The following is a 24,763-nucleotide window of genomic DNA, read 5'->3' on the forward strand; positions in this document are numbered from 1 at the left end:
TAAGTTGATATAATGTTTGACAAGATGTCCGCTTGCGGTAATGGCGGACGGGATATAGTTCGGGTCAAAAGATCAAGGAAATTTTTAAAACGGAGGTCTTTGCATGGAAAAGCAGATCAATTACGGAAGCTATGCGGGTTATAAGGAAACTGTCGGGAACCTTACTGCCGATCTGCAGGAGCTTCTTAAGCTCAGCGAGGAGATAGCACTGGTCAACACCGCCGAGTCTATCAGGGAAACTCTCGAAAAAGCTAAGGACGAGCATTTTGAGGTCGCTATAGTGGGTGAGTTCAAGCGCGGCAAAAGTACGCTGATAAATGCACTGCTGGGTCAGGAAGTACTGCCCGCAGATGTTCTGCCTGCTACCGCCACCCTCAACCGCGTTACATACAGCACCGAACCTTATGTGCAGGTGGAGTATAAGAACGGCGATTCCGAGAGGGTCGATATCGACAGGCTGGAAGAATATGTCACCAAACTGACCAGCGAGAGTGAGCGCAAGGCGGAAACTGTAAAGGAAGCCACCGTCTACTATGATACCGAGTTCTGCCGCAATAACGTTGATATAATCGACACTCCAGGTCTTAACGATGATGACCAGATGACTAATGTCACCATGTCGATAATACCAAAGATAGACGCGGCTGTTTTCGTTATCAGCGCGAATTCGCCTTTCTCACAGTTCGAGAAAGAGTTCCTTGAAAAGAAGATGCTGACCTCCGATGTGGGCAGGATAATCTTTGTGGTAAACTGCTTCGGTACTTTCACACAGGAAGATGAAACAAAGATAGTTGAAACCGTCCGCACACGTATAGGCAAGTACGTGATGGAAAAGGCTAAAAAGGTAATGGGCGAAGACAGCAAGGAGTTCGCCGTTTACAAGCGTAAGATAGGCACGCCCAGAGTAATAGGCGTGTACGCGAAGCGCGCCCTGACCGCAAAGACTATCGGCAGTCAGGAATTGCTGGAAGAGTCGAACTTCCCTGAGTTCGAGAAGGCGCTGGAAACTCTGCTGACGCAGGAACGCGGTGTCATCACCTTGCAGATACTTGCAAATAAGATAACAAATTCGGGCACTGAGATACTGCGTTCGGTAGTAATGCAGGAGAATGCCCTGATGATGGCGAATGACGAGTTCATGGAGAAGTACGATGCCGCCATCAAGGAGATAGACGAGATAAGAAACCTGAAACGTCAGGAATTCGTCAAGATAAATGATGCGGCTAACAAGGTCTTTGAAGACCTGCGCCCTGTGCTGGACAGCTATTGGAGCAATATCGAGGAAGCCGCTATGGAAGTTATCGACAATTTCCAGATGTCCTCTGAGGATTTCAAGAAGGACAGGCTAAAGCTGGTAAGCTCAAAGCTCACCGAGAAGATAAAGGAGAGCATGGAAGCGAGAGCGCAGATAATCTGCGAGCAGATACAGAACAGCATAAACAGCGCTGTCAGCGGCGAAACTGAAAGATTGCAGGCTTTCGAGGACGAGTTCTTTGAAAGCGTTGAGGAGATACAGAAAATGTTCTCGGTATCTGACAGATTGTCGCAGAACGGCGGTACACTGGATAAGGTCATCGGCGCGGCAACAGGCATGTGGGGTGTCGGCGGCGTTTACATGGGCTTCAGAGAGTCGGGCGCTAAGGGCGCACTGCTGGGCGGTGCAACAGGTCTGGCAGGTTTCTATGCGACCTACTATGCGGCTGCATTCTTCGGCTCGTTCTTCGGGCTTTCTACGGGACTTCTGCCCGTTATGCTGGTGATGATGGCTTTTGCTGGCATCGCAGGCTCGTTCACCGCTAATTTCGCCATAGAAAAGGTGCTGGTCAAGGAGAGGATAGATAAGTACAAGACCAATTTCAAGGCTAACGTCAAGAAGCAGTTCCACGAGATGAAGCTGAACAACGACTTCACCGAAACTGTAAGACGTCAGGTATTCTCTTCGTTTGACAGCATAAAGAGCAAGATAGAAGAAGAAACCGAGATAATCCTGAGAGATACACAGGAAACTCTCGATAACCTGAACGACCTTAAGGCTGAAAAGTCTGAGGTATCGCAGAAGGAGATGGAAAGACTGCACGTTATCGCTGAAACTGCAAGTAAGCTGGTACAGGACGCTTACGCAGTCAGAAAGGTGCTCAACGATGATGTCAGCATACAGACCGCTGACATAAATGCACCTGCTGAGGACAGTGTGCAGACAGCTGAATGAAGAAGCTGACAGGGAAACTTCGCTGTGGTGTAAAGGCAAAGTTTCTCATTATCTAATAAGGAGGGCACTCGATGAGTGACATGAGAGATAAGGTCAATCCGCTTCTTCAGATAGATACGGGGTTTCGTTCATATCTTAACGCATATACGCGGTCTTATCAGAGCCATATGGTAGACGGCAGTCTTGACTATGCCTTTGAGTCGGACTTTGTGGTAAGGCAGAAGATAAACGGTCTGGGGGGCAGCGCAAAGCTGTTCAAGGCGGTAAACACACAGGATATCGCGGCGGAAGCCAAGCACCTGTTCATGAAATGCGATCAGGTGGGTCCGCTGAAATATCCCGATATATATGATAAAGTAAGAAAATGCGCAGAAAGGCTGGAACTGATAGTGCCGATAGTCTTTATACGCGAAGATCTTAACAGACCGCTGGCATATTCCATAGCCAGTGACCTGATAGAGCCCTGCATAGTGCTCACGAAAAAGCTGCTGGAATTTTGCAGCGATGACGAACTTATGGTTCTGATAGGCTGTGAGTGCGGCAGGATACAGAATAATCACTGCTCTTTCAATATGGCGTACACATACCTCAATGTGAATAACGAGGTGTTCCGCCCGATAGACAGAGCATTCAATCAGCCGATAGGCAGTCAGGTGTATTCACTGCTGGTGCAGTGGGTCAGGTATGCCGATGTTACGGCTAACCGCGCAGGCATGATATGTCTTGATAAGCCGGGTCAGTACCTTAAGATAATGTGCGGGCTGTACGGCAAGGATTATGTGGATTTTTACGGACGTTCACAGCATGGCATCAGCTATGACAAACTGGCTGAACTGAGCGAAAAAGTGCATTCAAGCACTTCGAGAAATATCAGCGTTGACGGCACGCTCTCTGATGTTGAGAGGTACCTGCTGGCATGCAGTGAATTTCTGTACTGCAAGACCCTCTATTCGTGGCGCACAGATGTTACTGATATGGACGGTCATGCTGAAAGCGGACAAATTTGCGACGTGCGCACAAGCGTCATTGTCGGGAACGGAGGTCAGCTATGAGAGAACAGGAAAATCTGATGGCTTCCGATGAGAATATCAGCACTGTGAGAGATCAGCTGAGTGATCTGATAGAAGATGATAAGATAGCTGAGATACTGGGCAGAGAGTGTGTCGAACATCTCAAAGAGTTCCGCGCACTGGTCGATAAAAGGTGTGAAGAACCTTTCACGCTGGTGATACTGGGTGAATTCAAGCGCGGCAAGAGCACTATAATCAACGCTTTGCTGGGCAAGAAGCTGGCACCTATCAACGTAACGCCCGAAACCTATACTATAAATGAGATATCATTCGGTCATACCCAGACGGTGGAAGCCATACTGGAAAACGGTCAGCGCGTGCCGCTGGTGCTGGAGGATATAACCCGCGAGAACCTTGAAAAGCGCATGAAGCTGTTCCCCGCGAAGATAAGCTGTGTGCAGATAAAGGACAACGCGCCCATACTCAAAAATATCAGGATAGTCGATACTCCGGGTCTTTCCGACCTGGAGAGCCTTGATAAACAAGTGCAGGAATATATCGTGAATGCTGATGCCATAATGTATGCGGCAAGCTGCCTGCTGCCTTTTTCGGAAACTGAGCAGGTCTTTCTGGCGACACATGTTTCGCCGCAGAGGTTCGGCATGCTGTATGTGCTGGTGAATATGATCGACTCGCTCAATTCGATGGCTGATGTCAACAAGATAATGCGCCGATTCAGAGGCATATCCGAGAGGATAGTGCCGAACGCATTCGTCTACGGCATAAGCGGCGGCGATGAACTGAAGCGCAAGCTGGGCGAGGAAAGACCCATCGACAAGGGCACGAGGGAGTTCTACGAAACTCAGTTCTTGCAGTTTGAACTTTCGCTTAAAAGAGATATCATCATGCAGAAGGACGTTATACGTTCAAAGCGCGTGCTGACGATGCTCGACCAGATGCACTCTGAGATTAGTTCGCGCTTGCAGATAATCAGCGAGATGGCTGAGATGGATAACCAGCTTCTCGAAAACAAGGCGAGGGAATTTGAAGAGCAGTGCGATGTGCTGGCGGCAGAACTTGAAAAGAGAAAGCCCGCGCTGCACCTTTCGATACTGGAGATGCAGCAGGAAGCAGAAACATGGATGTATGAGTTCTTTGCGAAGCTGAGGACCAGCATACTCGAATGCAGGGCTAAGGACGAAAACGGTGAGGATATCTATTCGCCTGAGGATATCGAGAAATATTTCTATTCTTTCCTGATGGAGAAGGTGAGCGAGGCTTACCGCACCTGCATAGAGTGCCACAGAGATGCCATAACCGAACTGACCGACAAGATGAGCCGTGAACTTGCTGAGGCGCTTGGCATCTCCAATATAGCCGATGCAGGCAAGGCACCATCGGTGGAAAGGCTGATGATGTCCGCAAACAAGAATGTCACAAGAAGTGTCATGGGCGTTAAGCTGTTCGGCACCAGCGAGAGTTTCTCACCTGCGGCGATGAGTACTTTCTCGCTTATAATGAAGAAGAAAAAGCAGACGGATATAATCGACATAGCACTTGAAAACTATGACGAGATAAGAATAAACATCGTCAAGGATATCAAGACTGTGTATCAGGATCTTGAAGTCAAGGCGATATCAAGGCTCGAAAGCCTGTATCAGTATCAGGTCGAGGTCGGCAGGACTGCCCTCGAACAGGCGACGGAAATGGTCAACAATGACGACAAGAACGAACTGGTAGCTACCATAGCCGATGCACTCAAACGCCTTGAAGAACCTAAGAAGATACTTGAAGCAAATCTGCCTGCATAAGTACAGGAAACGATATAAAAGCGGTCATATATCTCCCTGCCGACGGCGGGGAGATAGTGATAAATGAACACACAAAGGAGAGATAAACATGGTAAGAACAAACATTTTCCAGCCTACTGAGGTCAGAGATGTCGTAGCTTCGGCAGGTAATTTTTCTGTCGTAGAGTATAAGCGGGATGTTTCGGTGGACTCGGTATCGGCTGAAACAAAGTATTTCATGGCACAGATGAACATGCGCAAAAGACAGGTCATCGCAAGGCTGAACGGCAACGGCATCATCTTGCAGGCAGGCGCTATGCAGGTCATGACAGGCGATGTGCAGGTGGCTACAAATGTCAAGGGCGCAGGTGATTTCTTCAAAAAGATGATAGGCGGCAGTGTAACGGGCGAATCTGCCATAAAGCCCAGATACACAGGTCAGGGCTTTGTTTACCTTGAACCCACCTACAAGTACATAATCCTTGAAGACTTAGACACATGGGGCGGCGCAGTCACCATCGATGACGGCATGTTCCTTGCCTGTGATGACAGCGTTAACGTGGGTGTGGTGGCAAGGTCGAACTTATCCTCTGCGGCGCTGGGCGGCGAGGGTCTGTTCAACACAAGCCTGAACGGTAAGGGCATAGTTGCACTTGAAAGCCGCGTGCCGAGAGAAGAACTGATAGTCCTTGACCTTGAGAATGACTGCGTGAAGATAGACGGCAACATGGCTGTTGCATGGTCTACGAGCCTGCAATTCACCGTTGAGAGAACTACCGCAACGCTGATAGGTTCGGCGGCATCGGGCGAGGGTCTGGTGAACGTGTACAGAGGTACAGGCAGAATACTTATGGCACCCGTATAAATTATATCGATACAGCATAAAAAAACTCCCTGCATCGCGCGGGGAGTTTTTTTGTCAGTTGGCTTTTAGTATGCCTTCGATTATCGCCCATACCAGTATCAGCAGGTAGATGATAACGGCGGGGTTTCTGTAGATGACCTTTGTGACTTCGCCATTTTTGGGGAGCGCCTGTCTGCGGTCGTGCTTGAAATAGCTGTAGCGGGTCATGAAAACATATACGCCGATAATGCCCGAAAGCACCTGCAAAGTGCTCGCTATAGTGTCAATGTGGGGAATGCCCAGCGTACTGCCCAACTCCTGCATACTCACCAGAATGTTGTTCAGCGAGTGAATGATGAGCGAGGGGAGTATCGAACCACTGCTGACAGCAATGCTTGCGTATGCAAGCCCTGTGATGAAAGCTGATACCGCCTGCGGTATGTTTCCGTGCATCAGCCCGAAACACAGCGCCGAAAAGACGATAGCGGGTATCTCGCCATACTTTGAAAGCGCACCAAGTATCATTCCGCGATAGACGACTTCTTCTATCAGCGGCGCTACAAGCGCGATATACGCAAACTGGAACGCCACTGCCGCAACAGAGGGATTTTTGATGGAGAAATCAGCTTCGGGGATAGTAACGCCCACCGAGTCCATCGCGGCAGTGAAGTAATTGACCGCCATCGAGGAAAAGATATTCAGCAAAAAGCAGGCAGGGAAGAACCAAAGCCCCTTTTTTGCGCCGTCACGGGAAGGTCTTAAATAGCCGTTGAAGCTGAAACCCAGCACGATGTAGCCTGTCAGTATCGTGAAGATAAGTGATGATATAGTCACTGCCGAATTCAAAAGCATGCTGAAAGTGGTCGAATTGATGATATCTTTGTAGTCGGATATAAGCCCGTTTACAGAAGCATTGTAGCCTGCAAAATGCCCCGACAGAACGCGGTAAGCCGCCAGATAACAAAGCATGGCGGTCAGCCTGTTCATGAACCTGTAGGTTATCAGCATAACGCCCAGTCTGATACAATCGCGGAAAAGCTCACTTCTTTTTGAAGAGTACTCAGGCGGGGCGATGATATCGGGCGTGGGATAGGGTGTGTAATTCAAGTGGGAGATCAACTCCGATCATAAAATAATATATATATTATAGCACAGCGCGATAGAAAAAGCAAGAGAAAAGCCAAGACACAGTCAGGGGTGATCAAGCATCAAACTGCGGCTGATTTGAACGGTGTATCATCGGGACAGTCATATTATATTTTTTTAACGGTCACTCCGTCTACTATTATGAGAACATCTTTGAGATCATCGGGGTCTTCGCAGTATTCTGCAAGTGAACGATACACGCTGGATATAGATGTATTTAACTCTTCTGAAGCACCCGTATCATAGTCTTCTCTTTTGTGAGGTATATGGTCGGGCGGGGTCATAGCATCAAGATCTGCTTTAGTTTCGCAGCATTCGAGAACAAGGGTATGGCAATTTATACCGCTGTCCCTCAGCGAAAGCGCAAGTTTTTTATATTCAGCGATCAGTCCTTCCTTGTCAAGTTTATGCGGTATATAGACTTTTATATCAAAATCGTTGTTGGCAAGATATGTCTTTAGGTCAGAAGATGAATTATATGCGACGTTGGGATAATGATTTACTGCCAGGTCAATAACGACAACTTTGCATTCCGTTTCGGCTTTTTCGGCGGCTTTTTGTATGGCAGAGTAAGCGTCATCGCCGTATCTTACGAACATGTAATCGGTGTATACAGGATGCTTTTCATCGAATTGAAAGACGCTTATCTCTTTATCGCCTGTTTCACTGCACGTCACGATGACATTACACATAGTACCGCCTGTAAATTTTTTTGATTTGAGTTTGAAGTCTGCCCCGAACTGTTCGCTTACGGCGCTGATCGCATTTTTGACATCAGCACGTTTGTTTCCGCCGTAACAGCCCGATGCGGCTATCGCTGTAAATATCCCTGCGGATATTATCAGTACTTTTTTTATTATTGATACCATAACATATCTCCTTTCGGTTTTCAGTTCAATTACATTTTAGCACATGCGCACAATAATTGCAAGCTATAGCAGTCATTTATGAGATAAACAATGATTATGACTATTTTGTGTATAATGCACGAACAAACTCCTGCGAGAAACATTTTGCTTGTGCATACTAATAAATCGCAAGCGAAATTATATAATTCCATTGACAAGTTATTTAAAAGGTGCTATACTGTTATCAGTGAAAAGGGGTGAGATGATGAACAAAAGCGTGTATAGTCTGGTGCTTGCAGACGAAGTTGTTGAGGCTATCGACCGTATGGCGTATTCGATGAATACCAGCCGCTCAAATCTGATAAACCAGATACTTGCAGAACGTGTCAGCCTTATGACTCCCGAAATGCGTATGCGGCAGATATTCAGCGAGATAGAACAGCTGATGGATCAGCGGTTTTTGTTCATTGACCAGCCGTCTGACAGCATGATAGCCATAAAAAGCCCCGTCAGATATAAGTATAAACCAACTTTGCGGTACAGCCTTGAACTCAGCCGGGATATGCAGGGCAGGGTCGGCAGACTGAAAGTCGCTTTCCGTACCAAGAGTGAACAGCTTACGGCGGCGGCAGAAGGCTTCTTTGAACTGTGGCTGGCGGTCGAAAACAAAAATCTCTGCAAGGTATTCCCTGATGGCGTGCCCGCACAGGCAGAAAACGGGCGCTATACCCGTGACTTCTATTCGCCGCTGGCTGAAAGGCTTTCAGATAACCAGATAGCCAACGCCGTTGCAGGCTATATCAGGCTGATGGACAGCTGTATACAGACCTACTTCGACGGTCTGACCGACGGCACAGACCGTTCAGCCGAGATAGGCGCTGAATATGCCGCCTATGTGAAAACTGTCACGGCGGTGATATAGGTGGGCTGTTTGAAAAAGAAATTACTGATAACGGTGGGCAGTCTGCTTATGATATGCACTGCGGGGGTCGCAGTTTTCTTCTCTGTTACCACTATAGCAATCCAACAATTTAAATTCACAAAATCCAGTCGCAAAAGCTCGGATCTATGGATTTTGTGACTGGATTTTGTCTGAATTTTAAGGCGGATTGCTATAAGGCGGAGCGCAGATTTGGCATAACTATTCCCGAGTCGGCTACAACAGATGTCATCGGCATGGTGTATGATGTGCGCAGTGACTTTATCATAAATATGCCCGAGAACTATATCCTTGAACTCAGCAAAAGCTGTCCCGCCTACGATGAGGTTGTGGAAAAACTGGGCGAACCCAGCGGAAAGTACGGTTTTGGGCTGTGCAGGGCATACTGGCGCATAGGTGAAAGGAAATATGCCGAATATGTTTTCATGGGCGATGCGCCGTTTTTGGAGATACGTGAATACTGATAATACTGATAATAATATCTAAATATGACTATATAAAGGAGGAAACGATATGAACATGCAGAAATTTACCGAGAAGTCGTTGCAGGCTGTGCAGGACGCTCAGAATATAGCGGCAAGACAGTCTAATCAGGCGATAGGACAGGAACATCTGATGAGTGCGCTGTGCCTTGATGACAACGGGCTTATCCCCCAGCTGTTGACACAGATGAGTACCGATGTGAACGCTTTCAGGTCGGCACTGGACAGGGCTGTGGACAAGATACCGAAGGTAACGGTAGGCGGCAGGGCGCAGGGACAGATATATATTTCCAACGAGCTTGACCGCGCACTGGCGGAAGCCGAGAACCTCGCTGCACAGATGAAGGACGAGTATGTTTCGGTCGAACATATCTTTTTGGGCATAATGGAATGCGCCAATACCGAAGTAGGCGAGATACTGCGCACTTTCGGCATAAACAAGACGGGCTTCCTTGCCGCACTGAAACAGGTGCGCGGCAGTGCGAAAGTCACCAGCCAGAACCCCGAAGAAACTTATGATGTGCTGAAAAAGTACGGTCAGGAATTGGTGGGACTGGCAAGGCAGAACAAACTTGACCCCGTTATCGGGCGTGATGCCGAGATACGCAACGTTATCCGCATACTTTCCCGAAAGACAAAGAACAACCCTGTGCTGATAGGCGAACCGGGTGTCGGCAAAACTGCCGTTGCTGAGGGTCTTGCACAGCGCATCGTAAGCGGTGATGTACCCGACAGCTTAAAGGACAGGCAGATATTCTCGCTGGATATGGGAAGCCTTATCGCAGGCGCAAAGTTCAGGGGCGAGTTTGAAGAGCGATTCAAAGCGGTCGTTGAAGAGATAAAGAAGTCTGAGGGCAAGATAATACTGTTCATTGACGAACTTCATACCATCGTGGGCGCGGGCAAGTCTGACGGCGCTATGGACGCAGGCAACCTGCTGAAACCAATGCTGGCGCGTGGCGAACTGCACTGCATCGGCGCGACTACCCTCAATGAGTACAGGCAGTTCATCGAAAAAGATAAAGCGCTTGAAAGACGCTTCCAGCCCGTTATGGTCGATGAACCTACTGTTGAGGACACCATCTCCATACTGCGTGGTCTGAAAGAGCGCTATGAGGTCTTTCACGGCGTAAAGATACAGGATCAGGCATTGATAACTGCGGCTGTGCTGTCTGACAGATACATCACTGACAGATTTCTGCCCGACAAGGCGATAGACCTTGTTGACGAAGCCTGCGCACTTATCCGCACCGAGATGGACTCTATGCCCACCGAACTTGATGACCTGCGCAGAAAGATACTCCAGCACGAGATAGAGGAAACTGTACTTAAAAAGGAAACTGACAAGCTGGCTGAGGAACATCTGGCAGAAGTACAGAAAGAACTGGCTGATATGCGTGCACAGTTCGATGAGATGCGTGCAAAGTGGGAGAACGAGAAGAACGCCATCGGCAAGGTGCAGAAGATACGCGAGGAAATAGACGCGGTAAACGGTGAGATCAAAAAGGCAGAGCGCGACTACGACCTCAGTAAGCTGGCTGAACTGAAATACGGCAAGCTGGAAAACCTGCGCAAGGAACTGGCTGAGGAAGAGAAGAAAGCCGAGCAGTCCTCGAAGAGCAATACTCTGCTGAGGGACAAGGTGACAGATGACGAGATAGCCCGTATAATCTGCCGCTGGACAGGCATACCTGTGGCAAAGCTGATGGAGGGCGAGCGCGACAAACTGCTCAGACTGGAGAGCATACTCCACGAGAGGGTCATCGGTCAGAACGAGGCTGTGCAGAAAGTCAGCGAAGCTATACTCCGTTCAAGGGCGGGCATAGCCAACCCAAATCAGCCGATCGGTTCGTTCCTGTTCCTGGGACCTACAGGTGTGGGCAAGACCGAACTTGCAAAGACCTTAGCGCAGGCGCTGTTCGACGATGAGAACAACATGGTGCGCATAGACATGTCGGAATACATGGAGAAATTCAGCGTATCAAGGCTGATAGGAGCGCCTCCCGGATACGTGGGCTACGAAGAGGGCGGTCAGCTGACGGAAGCTGTCAGAAGAAAGCCCTACTCGGTGGTACTGCTGGACGAGGTCGAGAAAGCGCACCCCGATGTATTCAACATACTTCTGCAAGTGCTTGATGACGGTCGTGTTACCGACTCGCAGGGCAGGACAGTAGATTTCAAGAACACTGTCATAATACTGACCTCAAATCTCGGCTCACCGTTCATTCTGGAGGGCATTGACGAGAAAACAGGCGATATATCCGATGAGGCAAGAGAAAAGGTCAACGAACTTCTGCGCACACATTTCAGACCCGAGTTCCTCAACCGTCTTGACGAGGTGGTAATGTACAAGCCGCTTCTGAAGAGCGAGATATACAGCATATGCGGTCTGATGCTGAAGAGTCTTGAAAAGCGCCTTGCAGACAAGCGCCTGAAAATGGAGATAACCGAATCCGCAAAGGCGGCGATAGTCGATCAGGGTTACAACATGGCGTTTGGTGCAAGACCCCTCAGACGCTTTATACAGAGCAACGTGGAAACTCTGCTTGCCAAAGCGATAATTCGCGACGACCCCGCCGCAGACAGCGTGATGAAAGTCGATTACGACGGCAACAATTTCAATGTAGAAACAGTTGCGCCCGCTGTGGTGGAAGAATAACGTAAAAGAACCCTCTTTCCGAAAGGAAAGAGGGTTTTTTTGTCGTTTGTACCTTGTGTGTCAGCTGGATGACCTCGATACGGTTTGTTATTTCTTTTTCTCCACCAGTGTACCTCTGTCGCTCATCAGCTTGAATGTGAAATCATATTCTTCATCTTTGCTTTCGGTCTTGCGAATGACATGTATCGTCACATCATCGCCGGGAGTCAGTTCCTGCTGTACGTAGGTGGGGACATCTTCAAGTTCGTTCACATCTTTATCGTTTATTTTGGTTATCAGGTCGCCGGGTGCGAGGTCTGTGTTCGCCACATCGCAGTCGGGCGAGATGCTCTGCACCATCAGACCCGCAGTTGAGCCTGTCAGTTCGGCGGTCGCCTGAGATATCGGCACAAAGGTGATGCCCATGCGCGCCTTGCCCTGAACTTCTCCGAACTCCATAAGGTCTTCGATGATAGATCTGGCTTCGTTTGTGGTTATGGCAAAACCTATTCCCTCATAGTCGATGGAGGACAGCTTTGAAGATGGTATGCCGATGACCTGCCCCCACATGTTGAACATCGCGCCGCCCGAATTTCCGGGATTTATCGCCGCATCTACCTGCAAACAGCTGACCGACATGGTGGAATTTTCAGGCACTATCCTGCGGTCGATACCCGATATGATGCCCTTTGATACCGAATGCCTGTATCCCGCAGGCGACCCGATGCAGACCACATCTTCGCCCAGCTTTACCTGATCTGAGTTGCCGAAAGTTGCAGGCGTAAGGTCTACAGCAGGTATCTTTATGACAGCGATATCTGTGCGCGGATCTGAGCCTATTACTTTTGCCGCATACTCTCTGCCGTCAAAAAGCACCGCCTTGATGCCGTTTACCGCCTTGTCTATAACGTGGGCGTTGGATACGATGTAACCGTCTGTGCTTATGATTATGCCGCTGCCTTTGCCTGTCGGCATTAACTCCGACTGCTCGGTGAATATATCCAGCGATACCACCGACGGTCCGCAGACTTCTGCGATGCCTGCCGCAGTGTATCTGCCCTGTTCGTCTTTCAGGTCGTCAGCTACCTCAGGTACATCATCTACCTGCAAGTCAAAGGTCATGTGCTTGCCGCCTGTGACAAGGTTCGACACCACGCCGCGTCCCCTTGCACTTACGCAGGCTATGCCGAAGCCAACGCCCAGAAAGACCACTGCCAGCAGCAGGTTTGCCGCCACACGTTTGCCTGTGCCGCGTTTTTTGGGGCGGTCGTAGACTTCCGGCAAGGTCAGACCTTTCCAGAAATCCCTGTCAACTATCTCTTCTTCCTCCACCGAACCCTCAGGCATGGTGAAACTGTTCAGCTCATCGATGGACTGCGTGTTTTCAGCGCTGAATTCCCCGACATTTTTCTCGTTCATATCCATTTTACTCACCTCTGATCGAAACTATGGTCATTTTGCAGATAAGCGAATGCCATATTATCGGAAAAGGGGGCTGCCGCGAACAGCAGTCCCCCGACTTCATTCCTCGTTCTTTTCATTCTTTGGTATGTTAAAGGTGAACTCCGTGAACTCGCCCTTAACGCTTTTTACCATTATCTTGCCGCCGTGTATCTCAACTATCGAACGTGCGATGTTCAGACCCAGACCAAGTCCCTGCGCGTGAATGCCGCGTGACTTGTCGGTCTTGTAAAATCTGTCAAACACCAGCGGAAGTTCGTCTTCCTCAAGACCCTCACCGCTGTTGCGTATCGAAACGGTTGTCTGGTCATTGTCCTCGGCAAAGTTGAATTCGATGTACCCGCCCTTATCTACGAACTTTATGGCGTTTTCGATAAGGTTGTACATTACCTGATGTATCAGGTCGATGTCAGCATACATATTTATGCGCTGTACATCAAGCCCGCGTATGTCGATCTCTTTTTCGTTTATGCGCGGTTCAAATGTAAGCAGAGTATCCAGTATCGGTTCTGTAACTGCAAAGCTGGTCTTGTTGGGTTCAAGTTCGCCCGCCTCTATCTTTGCAAGGTTAAGCATACTTTTGACCAGCCTTGTGAGTCTGCCGACCTCCGATGAGATTATCCTGAGATAATACCCCTGCTGTGATTTCGGTATAGTGCCGTCGAGAATGCCGTCAACAAAGCCGCCTATTGAGGTCATGGGCGTTCTCAATTCATGTGAAACGTTGGCGAGGAAACTGTTGCGCATGGTGTCATAGCTTTTTAGGTTAGCCGCCATTTCATTGAAAGCCTCAGACAGCTGGTTGAATTCTCTCGTGGTATACTCGGGCAGAGTCACCGAGAAATCGCCGCCGCCCAGCTTTTTTGCGATCTCCGCGACCTCAGTTATGGGCGCTGTCAGCTTAAGTGTGGCAAAATACACAAGGAACATCACTACCAGCAGCACAGCTATCGCTGATACCATGAATATTTCCATGATGTTCTTCGTATAATTGTCTTGTTCAGACTTTGGCGAATATGCCAGCACGTAGTATTCAGGACCGTTTGCTCTGAAAGACACGCCCATTATGTGGCAGACTTCACCCAGCGTACCGCCGAGATCGTCATAGATATAAGCCCCCTCTTCATCGAAGCCTTTGAGTATACCTTTGTCAACATCGCCCACATCGCCGCCCGTGACTGCCACAACGAAGCCGTCATCGCTGCATATCATGTAGTCGGCATTGCTGCCTATCGAGTAGGTCTTTAACTCTTCTCTGACATCTTCACGCCAGCCGTCGGGCTCTGCCAGCATTTTATACTGCGTATACAAAGCAAGAGCCTTGGCATCTTTCAGCATAAGGCTCTTCTTTTCATCTAAAAAGTACCGCGAAGAAACAAGCAGTAATACTGTACCTAAGCAACAAAAGCTTATCAGTATTACTGCTGAGCAAATCGCAAAGTACCTTGTAAATATACTTTTGCCGTTATTCATTTGTTTCTGCGACTTCAAACTTGTAGCCTACGCCCCAAACGGTCTTGAGCGCCCACTTGTCTGAAACGCCTTCCAGCTTCTCACGAAGTCTTTTAACATGTACGTCGATAGTTCTTGAGTCACCGTAGTACTCAAAGCCCCATACTTCGTCAAGCAGCTGATCTCTGGTGTATACTCTGTTGGGATTAGATGCAAGATGGAACAGCAGTTCCAGCTCCTTCGGGGGAGTATCCAGTACCTTGCCGTCAACTCTCAGTTCATATCTGGTCATGTTGACAGACAGCTTGTCGTACTTGACTTCCTTGATCTCGCTCTCAGCAGAGGACTGACCTACTCTTCTGTAGACAGCCTTTATTCTCGCGATAACTTCCTTTGTGTCGAATGGTTTTACGATGTAGTCATCAGCGCCCAGTTCAAGACCCAGCACCTTGTCGAATGTTTCGACCTTTGCTGTTATCATGATTATCGGCACGTTGGACTTCTTTCTTATCTCACGGCAAACCTGCCAGCCGTCAATACCGGGCAGCATGATATCAAGCAGAATGATATCAGGCTTCAGGGCGTTGAACTTGACAACTGCTTCTTCGCCGTCGTGAGCCAGGATAACGCCATATCCGTCCTTTTCAAGATAAAGACGCAGCAGCTCACAGATATTCTTATCATCATCAACTACCAAGACTCTTCCAAGTGACATATTTCATCTTCCTTTCATTGGCTCAGCCACGACCCGGACTGCAGCACTCGATCTGACGCCGTCAGCGCACTGACAGCAAATTAAAATATATTATAATTGGTATTTACAGTATAACAAATTTACATTCGCAATTTGTGAACTCGCGGTTAAATTTTTGTGAACATTTAAGATTATTTTTTGCTATAACTTGAAGACAGCTGGATTTGTTCAAAAATCAATAACAAAAGCACTTGTGAATGTTAGTTTGCAACTAATACTAATTACAATAAATTATAACATAAATCTTTGTAAAATAACAGACACATACTGACACAAAATCGGCCATAGCGTTAAAGCACCTTTTGTGCAAATCTACAAAAATGAAATATATGTATTGCATTTTGGAAAAATCGTGGTACAATATACTTAGCACTCAGAGATGAAGAGTGCTAAAACATGACAATAATTTCAAGGAGGAACCTATTATGAATATCAAACCGCTTATGGACAGAGTTGTTATTAAGATGACCGAAGCTGAGGAGACCACCGCCAGCGGCATCATACTGGCAGGCTCGGCTAAGGAGAAGCCTCAGGTAGCTGAGGTAGTTGCAGTCGGACCCGGCAAAGAGGGTGTCGTTATGCAGGTAAAGGTAGGCGACAAGGTGCTTGTATCAAAATACAGCGGCACTGATGTCAAGGTTGACGGTCAGGAATATACCATTCTTAAAATGGAGGATGTGCTTGCAGTTGTCGAGTAAGACTCAGCAAGGCACAGATCATCACGCTGACATGGTTTTTGCTGTAGTCAGCGGCGTTGTCGGAAAATACACAGCCCCTCTGTTTGCGGGGCAAATATACAGAAGGAGAGATCTATTATGGCTAAACAGATAATCTACGGCGAGGACGCCAGAAAAGCATTACAGGCAGGTATCGACCAGCTGGCTGATACTGTTAAGATAACACTCGGACCTAAGGGCAGAAATGTCGTACTTGACAAGAAGTACGGCGCACCTCTCATCACCAACGATGGCGTTACCATCGCTAAGGAGATAGAGCTGGAAGATGCTTTCGAGAACATGGGCGCACAGCTTGTGAAGGAAGTTGCCACCAAGACCAACGATGCCGCAGGTGACGGTACTACTACCGCAACTCTGCTGGCACAGGCACTTGTACGTGAGGGCATGAAGAACATCGCTGCGGGCGCTAACCCGATGATACTGAAAAAGGGTATGTCAAAGGCTGTTGACACCGCAGTTGAGGCTATCATCAAGAACTCCAAGAAGATCGAGGGCAGCAAGGACATTGCAAGAGTAGGCGCTGTTTCTGCTGCTGATGATACCATCGGTCAGCTGATAGCTGAGGCTATGGAGAAGGTAACTGCTGACGGCGTTATCACTCTGGAAGAGTCCAAGACTGCTGAAACTTACAGCGAAGTAGTAGAGGGCATGCAGTTCGACAGAGGCTACCTCAGCCCCTACATGGTGACCGATACCGAGAAGATGGAAGCTGTTCTTGACGATGCATTGGTGCTCATCACCGACAAGAAGATAGGCAACATGCAGGATATCCTGCCTCTGCTGGAGCAGATCGTAAAGATGGGCAAGAAGCTGCTGATAATCGCTGAGGACGTTGAGGGCGAAGCACTCAGCTCCCTGATACTGAACAAGCTGAGAGGCATCTTCACCTGTGTTGCTGTAAAGGCTCCCGGCTTTGGCGACAGAAGAAAGGAAATGCTCCAGGATATCGCTATCCTGACAGGCGGCGAAGTTATCTCCACCGAACTTGGCATGGAACTGAGCGAGACTACTATTGAACAGCTGGGTTCTGCAAGACAGATCGTTGTTCAGAAGGAGAACACCATCATCGTAGGCGGCGCAGGCGAGAGTGAGAATATCAAGGCTCGTATCCAGCAGATCAAGGGTCAGATCGAAACTACAACTTCTGACTTTGACAGAGAGAAGTTACAGGAAAGACTGGCTAAGCTGTCAGGCGGTGTTGCAGTCATCAAGGTCGGCGCAGCTACCGAAGTTGAGATGAAAGAGAAGAAGATGCGTATAGAAGATGCTCTGGCAGCTACTAAGGCAGCCGTTGAAGAGGGCATCGTAGCAGGCGGCGGCACCGCTCTGATAAACGCTATGCCCGAAGTCAAGAAACTGGTAGACGCTCTTGAAGGCGATGAAAAGACAGGCGCTCAGATCGTTTACAAGGCACTGGAAGAGCCTCTCAGACAGATCGCTGCAAACGCAGGTCTTGAGGGCAGCGTCATCATCGACACCATCGTTCGTTCGGGCAAGGTCGGCTACGGCTTCAACGCTTACAGCAGCGAGTATGTTGATATGATCCCCGCAGGTATCGTTGATCCTACTAAGGTCACAAGAAGCGCTCTCCAGAACGCAGCTTCCGTTGCGGCTATGGTACTGACCACCGAGAGCCTTGTTGCTGACAAGAAGGATCCCGCAGCTGATGCGGCTATGGCAGCGGCAGCAGGTGCAGCAGGCGGCATGGGCGGCATGTATTAATTCATAATGCAAAATTCATAATTATTGGCGGAGGACTTTGTCCTCCGCTTTTTTGTGTTTGCAAAGCAGTAAAAGTATGTTGATACTTTGTTTTTAATCAATATGCTGACTTTTCGATGATTTTCTGTACGATTTTTTTCACATGATTTTTATTATTTTTGTTGACCTGTGGGGAAATACGTGGTATAATAACTGTATATGACCATATTCGGCAAAATTTGACCTTTTTGCCGCTGATTTGAAGAAAAATTATGTGAGGAGTAATAAGAGTGGTTTTTGCAGACCTGTTTTTTCTGTACTTTTTTCTGCCTGTGTGCCTGATATGCTATTTTATCACCCGCAGCGCGACTGTCCGCAATCTGGTGCTGATAGTCTTCTCTTTGATATTTTACGCATGGGGCGAACCGATATGGGTCGGCATACTGTTCGTTTCGGCACTGGTGGATTACGCCAACGGACGCATCATCGCAAAGCACCCTGAGGGCTTTCAGGCTAAGCTGGCACTGGCGTTTTCGCTTATATTCAATCTGGGACTGCTTTTCGGGTTCAAGTATACAGGCTTCTTTGTTGAGAACTTAAATGCCGTCACGGGGCTGGGGCTGGATGTGCCGAAGATACGGCTTCCCATCGGTATCTCTTTCTACAGCTTCCAGACACTTTCGTATACCATCGACTGCTACTGGGGCAAGGTGAAACCGCAGAAGAGTTTCCTGAAATTCCTGATGTACGTGTCGCTGTTCCCACAGCTGGTCGCAGGACCGATAGTGCGCTACTCGGTGATAGCTGACGAGATAGAAGACCGCAAGACCACTATCAAGGACGTTTCGGAGGGCTTCTCGCGAATAATTCTGGGTCTTGGCAAAAAAGTCCTCATCGCCAACGGCCTGAGTACTGTGGTGACATCGCTTTTCGGTGAGGCTGAGAACGGCTATGAAGCTATCAACAGCCTTTCGGTGCTGGGTACATGGTACGGCGCTATACTTGTGGGACTTTGGTATTACTTCGATTTTTCGGGATATTCCGATATAGCCATCGGTCTTGGCAGATTGTTCGGCTTCCACTTTAACGAGAACTTCAACTATCCTTTCGTCTGCAAGACCATTTCCGAATTCTGGCAGAGGTGGCACATCTCACTTAGTTCATTCTTCCGCGATTACGTGCTTTATATACCCATCTTCGGCAAGCGCCGCAAGTATGGCGGACTTTTCCTTGTGTGGTTTTTGACAGGTCTGTGGCATGGCGCAAGCTGGAATTTCGTTTTCTGGGGACTTTACTACGGTCTGTTCATAATGATGGAGATGCTGATAGGCAAAAAGCGCATGAAGAAAATGCCTCTGCCGCTGGCGCATGTTTATACGAAAGTCGTTATTTTCCTGGGCTTCGGCATCTTCTATTTTGAGAAACTGCCACAGCTGGTGAAATTCTTCAAGGCACTAATAGGTCTTAACGGCAACACGTTCATCGACTCCTACACAGCTAATATATTTATGGGCAACATTTTCCTGTTCATCGCGGCGATAGTTTTTGCAATGCCGATAATACCGAAGATACGCGAGAAAGCCTTCGAGAAGCCTGGCAGTGCTTACATTTTCCAGTCGGCAGGCGTTATCTGCAATGCGCTGGTGCTGCTGGCAAGCAGTCTGCTGCTGGTGAACAACACAAATAATCCGTTCCTTTATTTCAGATTTTAAGCAGGTGAGCAAATATGAATGAAAACAATAATAAGAACAGACGCTCTCCCGCAGTAGATCTGGAAGCGCTTTCAAAGGCTTATGAACAGTCGCTTAATAACGTGACGCTGGGCGGCAGGGATATACCCACTCCCGCCGTGAGGAAAAAGCCCGCCGCCGAGAAAAGGGAACTGAAAAACTTCGTTCCGCAGGACTACCGCCCGCGCACCGAAGCAACGCCCGAACATGATAAGATAGTCGATAAGATAAAGGCAGACCGTCTGAAACGCAGTCACAGCGTATGGACGGATACACCGGTGCTGAAACCTAAAAAGAGCGTCTGGATAGATGACAGCGACGATGACAGCACACCTCTGCGCCCTATACCGCCTGCACCCAAAAAGGTCGGCGGTGCGCCTGTGCTGAATTATACTGCCCCTGCCGGTCAGCCTGTAAGGACTGCATACACACAGCAGATACCCGCGCAGAATGTTCAGCAGCCGACCGTCAAAAAGCAGCTGCCGCCCGATTTCATCGCGCCGCTGCCTGTTATGACACGCCCTCCCGAACCTGAGCCGATACCCGATTTCGGCGCATTGGTGGACGATGCTGTCAGGGAGAAAAAACGCGAGCAGGTGGTGCCGCTCCTCAACGAGAAGCCCCGCAAGCAGGAACTTCTGATGAATGTAGGCAATGACGGCGATACCCGCGTGAAGGAGATACCCCACAGGGTCAACAAGCAGAAGGTCACCGTTGATATGTCGGGCTACAGGGAAGAGCAGGAAAACTCTGCCACAAAGCGCACAGTCGCGCTGAAAATGCCCCTCAACAAAATGAAGCTGGACGATCTCCGGCCTGAGAAGAAACCTGAAAAGAAGCCCGAGATCTCTTCCGCAAAGGCTGAGGACAAGCCCGCAGAAGCAAAGACCGAAAAGGTCGAAGAAACACCGAAAAAAGCCGAAAAAACGCTGGACGGCAACACAAGGGTCTTCATTGTAAATGACGAAAAAGCTGAGGAAAATGCCCCGAAGATAAAAGAGGTCACCGATGAGATACCTGTAGTATTTGAAAAGGAAGAGGAAAAAGCTGAGGCGGCTGTGAAGTCTGTAACCTCTGAGGAATTTTCCGAAAAGAGCGCCCGCGAAGAGCCGAAACCGACCGCAGAGGGTGAGTATAACTTCTCGGAGATGTTCAAAAAGGTGCAGGCTGACAAAAAGGGCAAGGTGCGCGAAGAGTATGAAAACAGTGACGAGCATACCCACACCATCATAACCCAAAAGGCTGAGATGAAGCGTGAGCAGGTAAAGCCTGCCGCAAAGCCCGTACAGCCCGACACAAGCACTGCTGCGACCGCTAAAACTGCGGCAAGACACTCCGGAAAAGTGTCCAGACGCAGGAAAAACCTCGACCATGAACTGGAATTTCAGTTTATAAACTGCATCATGTGTCTTGGCGTGGTATTTGTGGTGTTCTTCTCACTGCTGTTTATGGAACGTGAGAGCGGTTTCATAAATTCCGAGAACCGCAACCTGACAGAATTCCCGAAATTCAGCTTGAAGAGTTATTTTTCGGGCAAATACACTAAGGCGATAGACGATTACTTCACCGATACCATACCGGGTCGTGAGGATCTGAAAAAATTCAGCGCCGAGTATGACCGTCTAAAGGGTATAGATCTGGGCGGTGCTAAGGTCAGCGGCAAGCATAAGACGGTCGAAAAGGAAACTCTCGATGAAGAGAAGATGGCGGCTGTGACCACCGTCACCGCTAACACCGACCCCAAAGCGACAACTACCACTGAAAAAGCTGACAGCAAGCCCGATATAATCACCACCACCAAAAAAGAGGAAGTCGTAAAACTCCCTGAGATACTCGATGACGGTGCTATGGAGGGCGATGTGATAGTATTCGGCAAGGGCGATGAAGTCAGGGCGGTCGCAGGCTACTACGGTCAGTTTGAAACAGGTGCGCTGTATGCCAAGACCATCAATAAGTACAAAGAGGCTCTGCCGAATGTCAATGTCTACAATATGAGCATACCGACCTCTGCGGCGTTCTATATGCCAAATAATTTCAAGGACAGCGTGGCAGACCAGAAAGATAACATCGATAATATCGCCGCTGAACTCAAGGGCATAATCAATGTCGATGCCTATTCCGCTATCGGTGCGCACACCGATGAATATATCTATTCCCGCACCGACCACCACTGGCAGCCGCTTGGCGCTTATTACGCAGGCAAGGCTTTCGCTGATAAGGCGGGCGTTGATTACCCCGCACTGAAAACCTACGAAAAGTGCCAGATAGAGGGATTTCTCGGTACTATGTACGCCTACAGCGACTATGACAGTGAACTGGAAGCGCACCCCGATACATTCATCTACTATAAGCCCGATAATCAGTATAAGACCATCTACTACAATACAGACTTCACCAATGGTCAGGAGGGCTTGCTGTTCTTCGACTTTGCTGAGGGCGTAAACTGCTACTCTGCAATAATGGGCAAGGACGAAGAGATAACCGAGATAGATACCGATGTCAAAAACGGCAGAACGCTGGTCATCTTCAAGGACAGCTACGGAAATGCACTTGTGCCTTTCTTCACACACAGCTTTGAGAAGATATATGTCTGCGATTTCAGATACTTTGATGAAAATGCGATAGAATTTTGTGAAGCGGTGGGCTGTACCGACCTGCTGTTCTCGATATCGCTGACATCATGCTCTACCGAGATGCACATCACAGCCATTAACAATAACCGCATACAGGATTCCGCATCGCCGCTGACAACTCAGACAGAGGAAAGCAGTCAGCAGGAAGAGAGCACTGAAAGCAAACCCGAAGAAGCGGTAACAGCAACAGAGAGCAAGGCAGACGGTCAGGCAGAAGAAACAAGCACCGCAGAGCCGACAGCTGAAAGTTAACAGCTTTCGATGCAGGAATGCGCCGCATTCGCCCACACAATAAGACCATAAGCTGAAAGGATAGCCATGAAAGAACTTGAATACCCCTTTGACAGCAGCTTTATAATGAAAAAGAAAAAAGCACTCAGACGACTGCTGGAAGAGCAGGAGCCTGCACCTGCTGTCACTAAAAGAGTTGCTGTGCTGGGCGGTTCGACAACTGCCGATATCGTCAGGGTGCTGGAACTGTTTCTCAGGAATTTCGGCATAGCCGCAAAGTTCTATGAATGCGAGTATAATATGTTCAGGCAGGAAGCGCTTTTCCCATCGCAGGAACTTTCTGATTTCAAGCCTGAGATAGTATGGCTCCATACAGGGCTTAGGAACCTCACTTTCAAGCCGTCACCCGATATGTCTGCCGAACAGATAGCAGACGGGCTTGATGCCGAAGTTGCGGGCTATGTGCAGATGTGGGAAAGCCTGCACGAAAAGTTCGGGTGTGCTGTGGTGCAGAATAACTTTGAACTGCCATCATCAAGACTTATGGGCAATAACAGCGGCGCTGACCCGCGCGGGCTGGTCAATTTCGTCGGCAGGCTGAATTTAAGACTTGCAGACGAGATAAATGCTCACAGCGGGGTCTACCTCTGTGATGTCAATTACCTCTCGGCTGTCTGCGGACTGGACGAGTGGAGCGACCCGCAGTACTGGTATATGTACAAATATGCCCTCAATACGCGCTTTATACCCGACCTCTGCTTTGAAGCCGCTAAGGTCATAAAAGCAGTTTGTGGCAGAAATAAAAAAGTGCTGGCGCTTGATCTGGATAATACCATGTGGGGCGGCATAGTCGGTGATGACGGCGTTGAAAACCTCGCAATAGGGCAGGAAACTGCCGAAGCTATGGCTTTCTACCAGTGGCAGGAGTATGTTAAGTCGCTGAAAAATATCGGCGTACTGCTGACTGTCTGCTCGAAAAACGAAGAGGAAAACGCCATAGCAGGTCTTGAACACCCCGAAGGCGCTGTCAAGCCCGCAGACTTTACCTTGATAAAGGCAAACTGGGAGCCTAAAAGCGAGAACCTGGTGAATACCGCAAAAGAACTCGACCTGCTGTCTGAGTCGATAGTGCTGGCAGACGATAACCCTGCTGAACGCGAGATAGTCCGCGCATGCGGTTTCTCGGCACCTGACATTGGCGAGGTGTGGGACTATATCCGTGTTATCGACCGTTCGGGCTTCTTTGAAACGGTCAGCCTTTCGGCAGATGACCTAAAACGCACCGAAATGTACGCCGAAAATGCCAAGCGCAAACAGGCGCAGTCGAAGTTCGCTGACTATAACGACTACCTGCTGAGCCTTGAAATGAATGCCGAGATAGCACCTTTCAAGCCTGTCTATGTTGAAAGACTGGCACAGCTGGCGGGCAAGAGCAATCAGTTCAACCTGACCACAAAACGCTTCACTGAAAGCGATATGACACACTTTATGGAAAGTCAGGGCTATGTCACACTGTACGGCAAACTGGCTGACAAGTTTGGCGATAACGGCGTGGTGTCCGAGATAATAGGCAGAGTTGACGGCAGGGAAGTACATATCGAACTGTGGCTGATGTCGTGCAGAGTGCTGAAAAGGGGCATGGAATACGCCATGCTGGACGAACTGGTGAAAGCCGCAAAAAATGTCGGCGCTGACAGACTTGTGGGCTATTATCTCCCCACAGCGAAGAATAAGATGGTCGAGAAATTTTATGGCGAACTGGGCTTTACACTGACAGAAACACATGATGACGGCGCGACAGTGTGGGCGCTTTCGCTTGATGAGCATAAAGAGAGTAAAAATAAGGCAATAAATGTCAAAAGGGAGGACTAAAAATGGCAAACGCAAATGATATATTGAAAAGGCTCAACGAAGTTTTCAGGGACGTTTTTGATGATGATGACATTGTCGTTACACCAAAGACCACCGCTGACGACATAGAGGACTGGGACTCCATCGAGCATATCACGCTGATAGGCGCTGTTGAGGACGAGTTCGGCATGAAATTCAAGATGGGCGAAGTTTCGGGCATGAACAACGTTGGCGATATGCTTAAGATAATCATGGCGAGGGGCAAGTAAGCTCTGCCGAAAATGGCAGGCTTGCAGGAATATATAT

Annotated in this window: 18 protein-coding genes; 13 read left to right on the plus strand and 5 right to left on the minus strand. The window is 48.7% G+C overall.

Going from position 1 to position 24,763, the window contains the following annotated elements:
• Nucleotides 1–103 precede the first annotated feature (103 nt).
• The 4 genes from CUS_RS15980 (at nucleotide 104) to CUS_RS15995 (ending at nucleotide 5,874) form a co-directional block, all read left to right on the plus strand.
• A complete protein-coding gene (locus CUS_RS15980) occupies nucleotides 104–2,209 on the plus strand; it encodes a dynamin family protein (protein ID WP_002852663.1) in 2,106 nt (701 codons plus the stop codon).
• Between the two features lie 71 nt (nucleotides 2,210–2,280).
• Nucleotides 2,281–3,261 carry a M48 family metalloprotease gene (locus CUS_RS15985; protein WP_004167500.1) on the plus strand — a complete coding sequence of 327 codons (981 nt, stop codon included), beginning with the start codon at nucleotides 2,281–2,283 and terminating at the stop codon, nucleotides 3,259–3,261.
• Nucleotides 3,258–5,030 carry a dynamin family protein gene (locus CUS_RS15990; RefSeq protein WP_004167513.1) on the plus strand — a complete coding sequence of 591 codons (1,773 nt, stop codon included), beginning with the start codon at nucleotides 3,258–3,260 and terminating at the stop codon, nucleotides 5,028–5,030. The genes CUS_RS15985 and CUS_RS15990 overlap by 4 nt, the downstream gene beginning before the upstream one ends.
• 88 nt (nucleotides 5,031–5,118) lie before the next feature.
• A complete protein-coding gene (locus CUS_RS15995; protein ID WP_004167545.1) occupies nucleotides 5,119–5,874 on the plus strand; it encodes an AIM24 family protein in 756 nt (251 codons plus the stop codon).
• A 54-nt stretch (nucleotides 5,875–5,928) separates the two neighbouring features.
• Here CUS_RS15995 and CUS_RS16000 read toward each other — a convergent pair whose 3' ends face one another.
• Both CUS_RS16000 and CUS_RS16005 read right to left on the minus strand, forming a co-directional pair.
• The gene (locus CUS_RS16000) at nucleotides 5,929–6,960 is read right to left on the minus strand and encodes a CPBP family intramembrane glutamic endopeptidase (protein WP_004167522.1); all 1,032 of its coding nucleotides are present in this window, start codon (nucleotides 6,958–6,960) and stop codon (nucleotides 5,929–5,931) included.
• Between the two features lie 146 nt (nucleotides 6,961–7,106).
• Nucleotides 7,107–7,868: a hypothetical protein gene (locus CUS_RS16005; RefSeq protein ID WP_004167506.1), complete on the minus strand. Its 762-nt coding sequence runs from the start codon at nucleotides 7,866–7,868 to the stop codon at nucleotides 7,107–7,109.
• 244 nt (nucleotides 7,869–8,112) lie between these two features.
• Between CUS_RS16005 and CUS_RS16010 the strand changes: the two genes are divergently transcribed.
• The 3 genes from CUS_RS16010 to clpB all read left to right on the plus strand — a co-directional run bounded on the left by CUS_RS16010 (nucleotide 8,113) and on the right by clpB (nucleotide 11,928).
• A complete protein-coding gene (locus tag CUS_RS16010) occupies nucleotides 8,113–8,769 on the plus strand; it encodes a hypothetical protein (protein ID WP_242831562.1) in 657 nt (218 codons plus the stop codon).
• Between the two features lie 146 nt (nucleotides 8,770–8,915).
• Nucleotides 8,916–9,251, plus strand: a complete 336-nt coding sequence (locus CUS_RS16015; protein WP_004167509.1) for a hypothetical protein — start codon at nucleotides 8,916–8,918, stop codon at nucleotides 9,249–9,251.
• Between the two features lie 49 nt (nucleotides 9,252–9,300).
• Entirely contained in the window at nucleotides 9,301–11,928 is a 2,628-nt protein-coding gene (clpB, locus tag CUS_RS16020) for an ATP-dependent chaperone ClpB (RefSeq protein ID WP_004167521.1), read from the plus strand.
• 87 nt (nucleotides 11,929–12,015) lie between these two features.
• Here the strand turns inward: clpB and CUS_RS16025 are convergent, their stop codons facing one another.
• The 3 genes from CUS_RS16025 to CUS_RS16035 all read right to left on the minus strand — a co-directional run bounded on the left by CUS_RS16025 (nucleotide 12,016) and on the right by CUS_RS16035 (nucleotide 15,535).
• On the minus strand, nucleotides 12,016–13,326 hold the full coding sequence (locus CUS_RS16025; protein ID WP_242831563.1) for a S1C family serine protease: 1,311 nt from the start codon (nucleotides 13,324–13,326) through the stop codon (nucleotides 12,016–12,018).
• 102 nt (nucleotides 13,327–13,428) lie between these two features.
• Entirely contained in the window at nucleotides 13,429–14,706 is a 1,278-nt protein-coding gene (locus CUS_RS16030; RefSeq protein WP_227945266.1) for a HAMP domain-containing sensor histidine kinase, read from the minus strand.
• 127 nt (nucleotides 14,707–14,833) lie between these two features.
• Nucleotides 14,834–15,535: a response regulator transcription factor gene (locus tag CUS_RS16035; RefSeq protein ID WP_004167484.1), complete on the minus strand. Its 702-nt coding sequence runs from the start codon at nucleotides 15,533–15,535 to the stop codon at nucleotides 14,834–14,836.
• A gap of 464 nt (nucleotides 15,536–15,999) precedes the next feature.
• Between CUS_RS16035 and CUS_RS16040 the strand changes: the two genes are divergently transcribed.
• The 6 genes from CUS_RS16040 (at nucleotide 16,000) to CUS_RS16065 (ending at nucleotide 24,726) form a co-directional block, all read left to right on the plus strand.
• On the plus strand, nucleotides 16,000–16,272 hold the full coding sequence (locus tag CUS_RS16040) for a co-chaperone GroES (protein ID WP_002852664.1): 273 nt from the start codon (nucleotides 16,000–16,002) through the stop codon (nucleotides 16,270–16,272).
• A gap of 117 nt (nucleotides 16,273–16,389) precedes the next feature.
• Nucleotides 16,390–18,033: a chaperonin GroEL gene (gene groL / locus CUS_RS16045; protein ID WP_004167544.1), complete on the plus strand. Its 1,644-nt coding sequence runs from the start codon at nucleotides 16,390–16,392 to the stop codon at nucleotides 18,031–18,033.
• A gap of 269 nt (nucleotides 18,034–18,302) precedes the next feature.
• A complete protein-coding gene (locus CUS_RS16050; RefSeq protein WP_004167546.1) occupies nucleotides 18,303–19,724 on the plus strand; it encodes an MBOAT family O-acyltransferase in 1,422 nt (473 codons plus the stop codon).
• Nucleotides 19,725–19,738: 14 nt separating this feature from the next.
• On the plus strand, nucleotides 19,739–22,627 hold the full coding sequence (locus CUS_RS16055; RefSeq protein WP_004167479.1) for a DHHW family protein: 2,889 nt from the start codon (nucleotides 19,739–19,741) through the stop codon (nucleotides 22,625–22,627).
• Nucleotides 22,628–22,693: 66 nt separating this feature from the next.
• Entirely contained in the window at nucleotides 22,694–24,478 is a 1,785-nt protein-coding gene (locus CUS_RS16060; RefSeq protein ID WP_002852662.1) for an HAD-IIIC family phosphatase, read from the plus strand.
• Nucleotides 24,479–24,480: 2 nt separating this feature from the next.
• Nucleotides 24,481–24,726, plus strand: coding sequence for an acyl carrier protein (locus tag CUS_RS16065; RefSeq protein ID WP_004167478.1), 246 nt, complete (start codon nucleotides 24,481–24,483; stop codon nucleotides 24,724–24,726).
• Nucleotides 24,727–24,763 lie beyond the last annotated feature (37 nt).

The organism is Hominimerdicola alba 8 (assembly GCF_000178155.2).
Lineage (GTDB): Bacteria > Bacillota > Clostridia > Oscillospirales > Ruminococcaceae > Hominimerdicola > Hominimerdicola alba_C.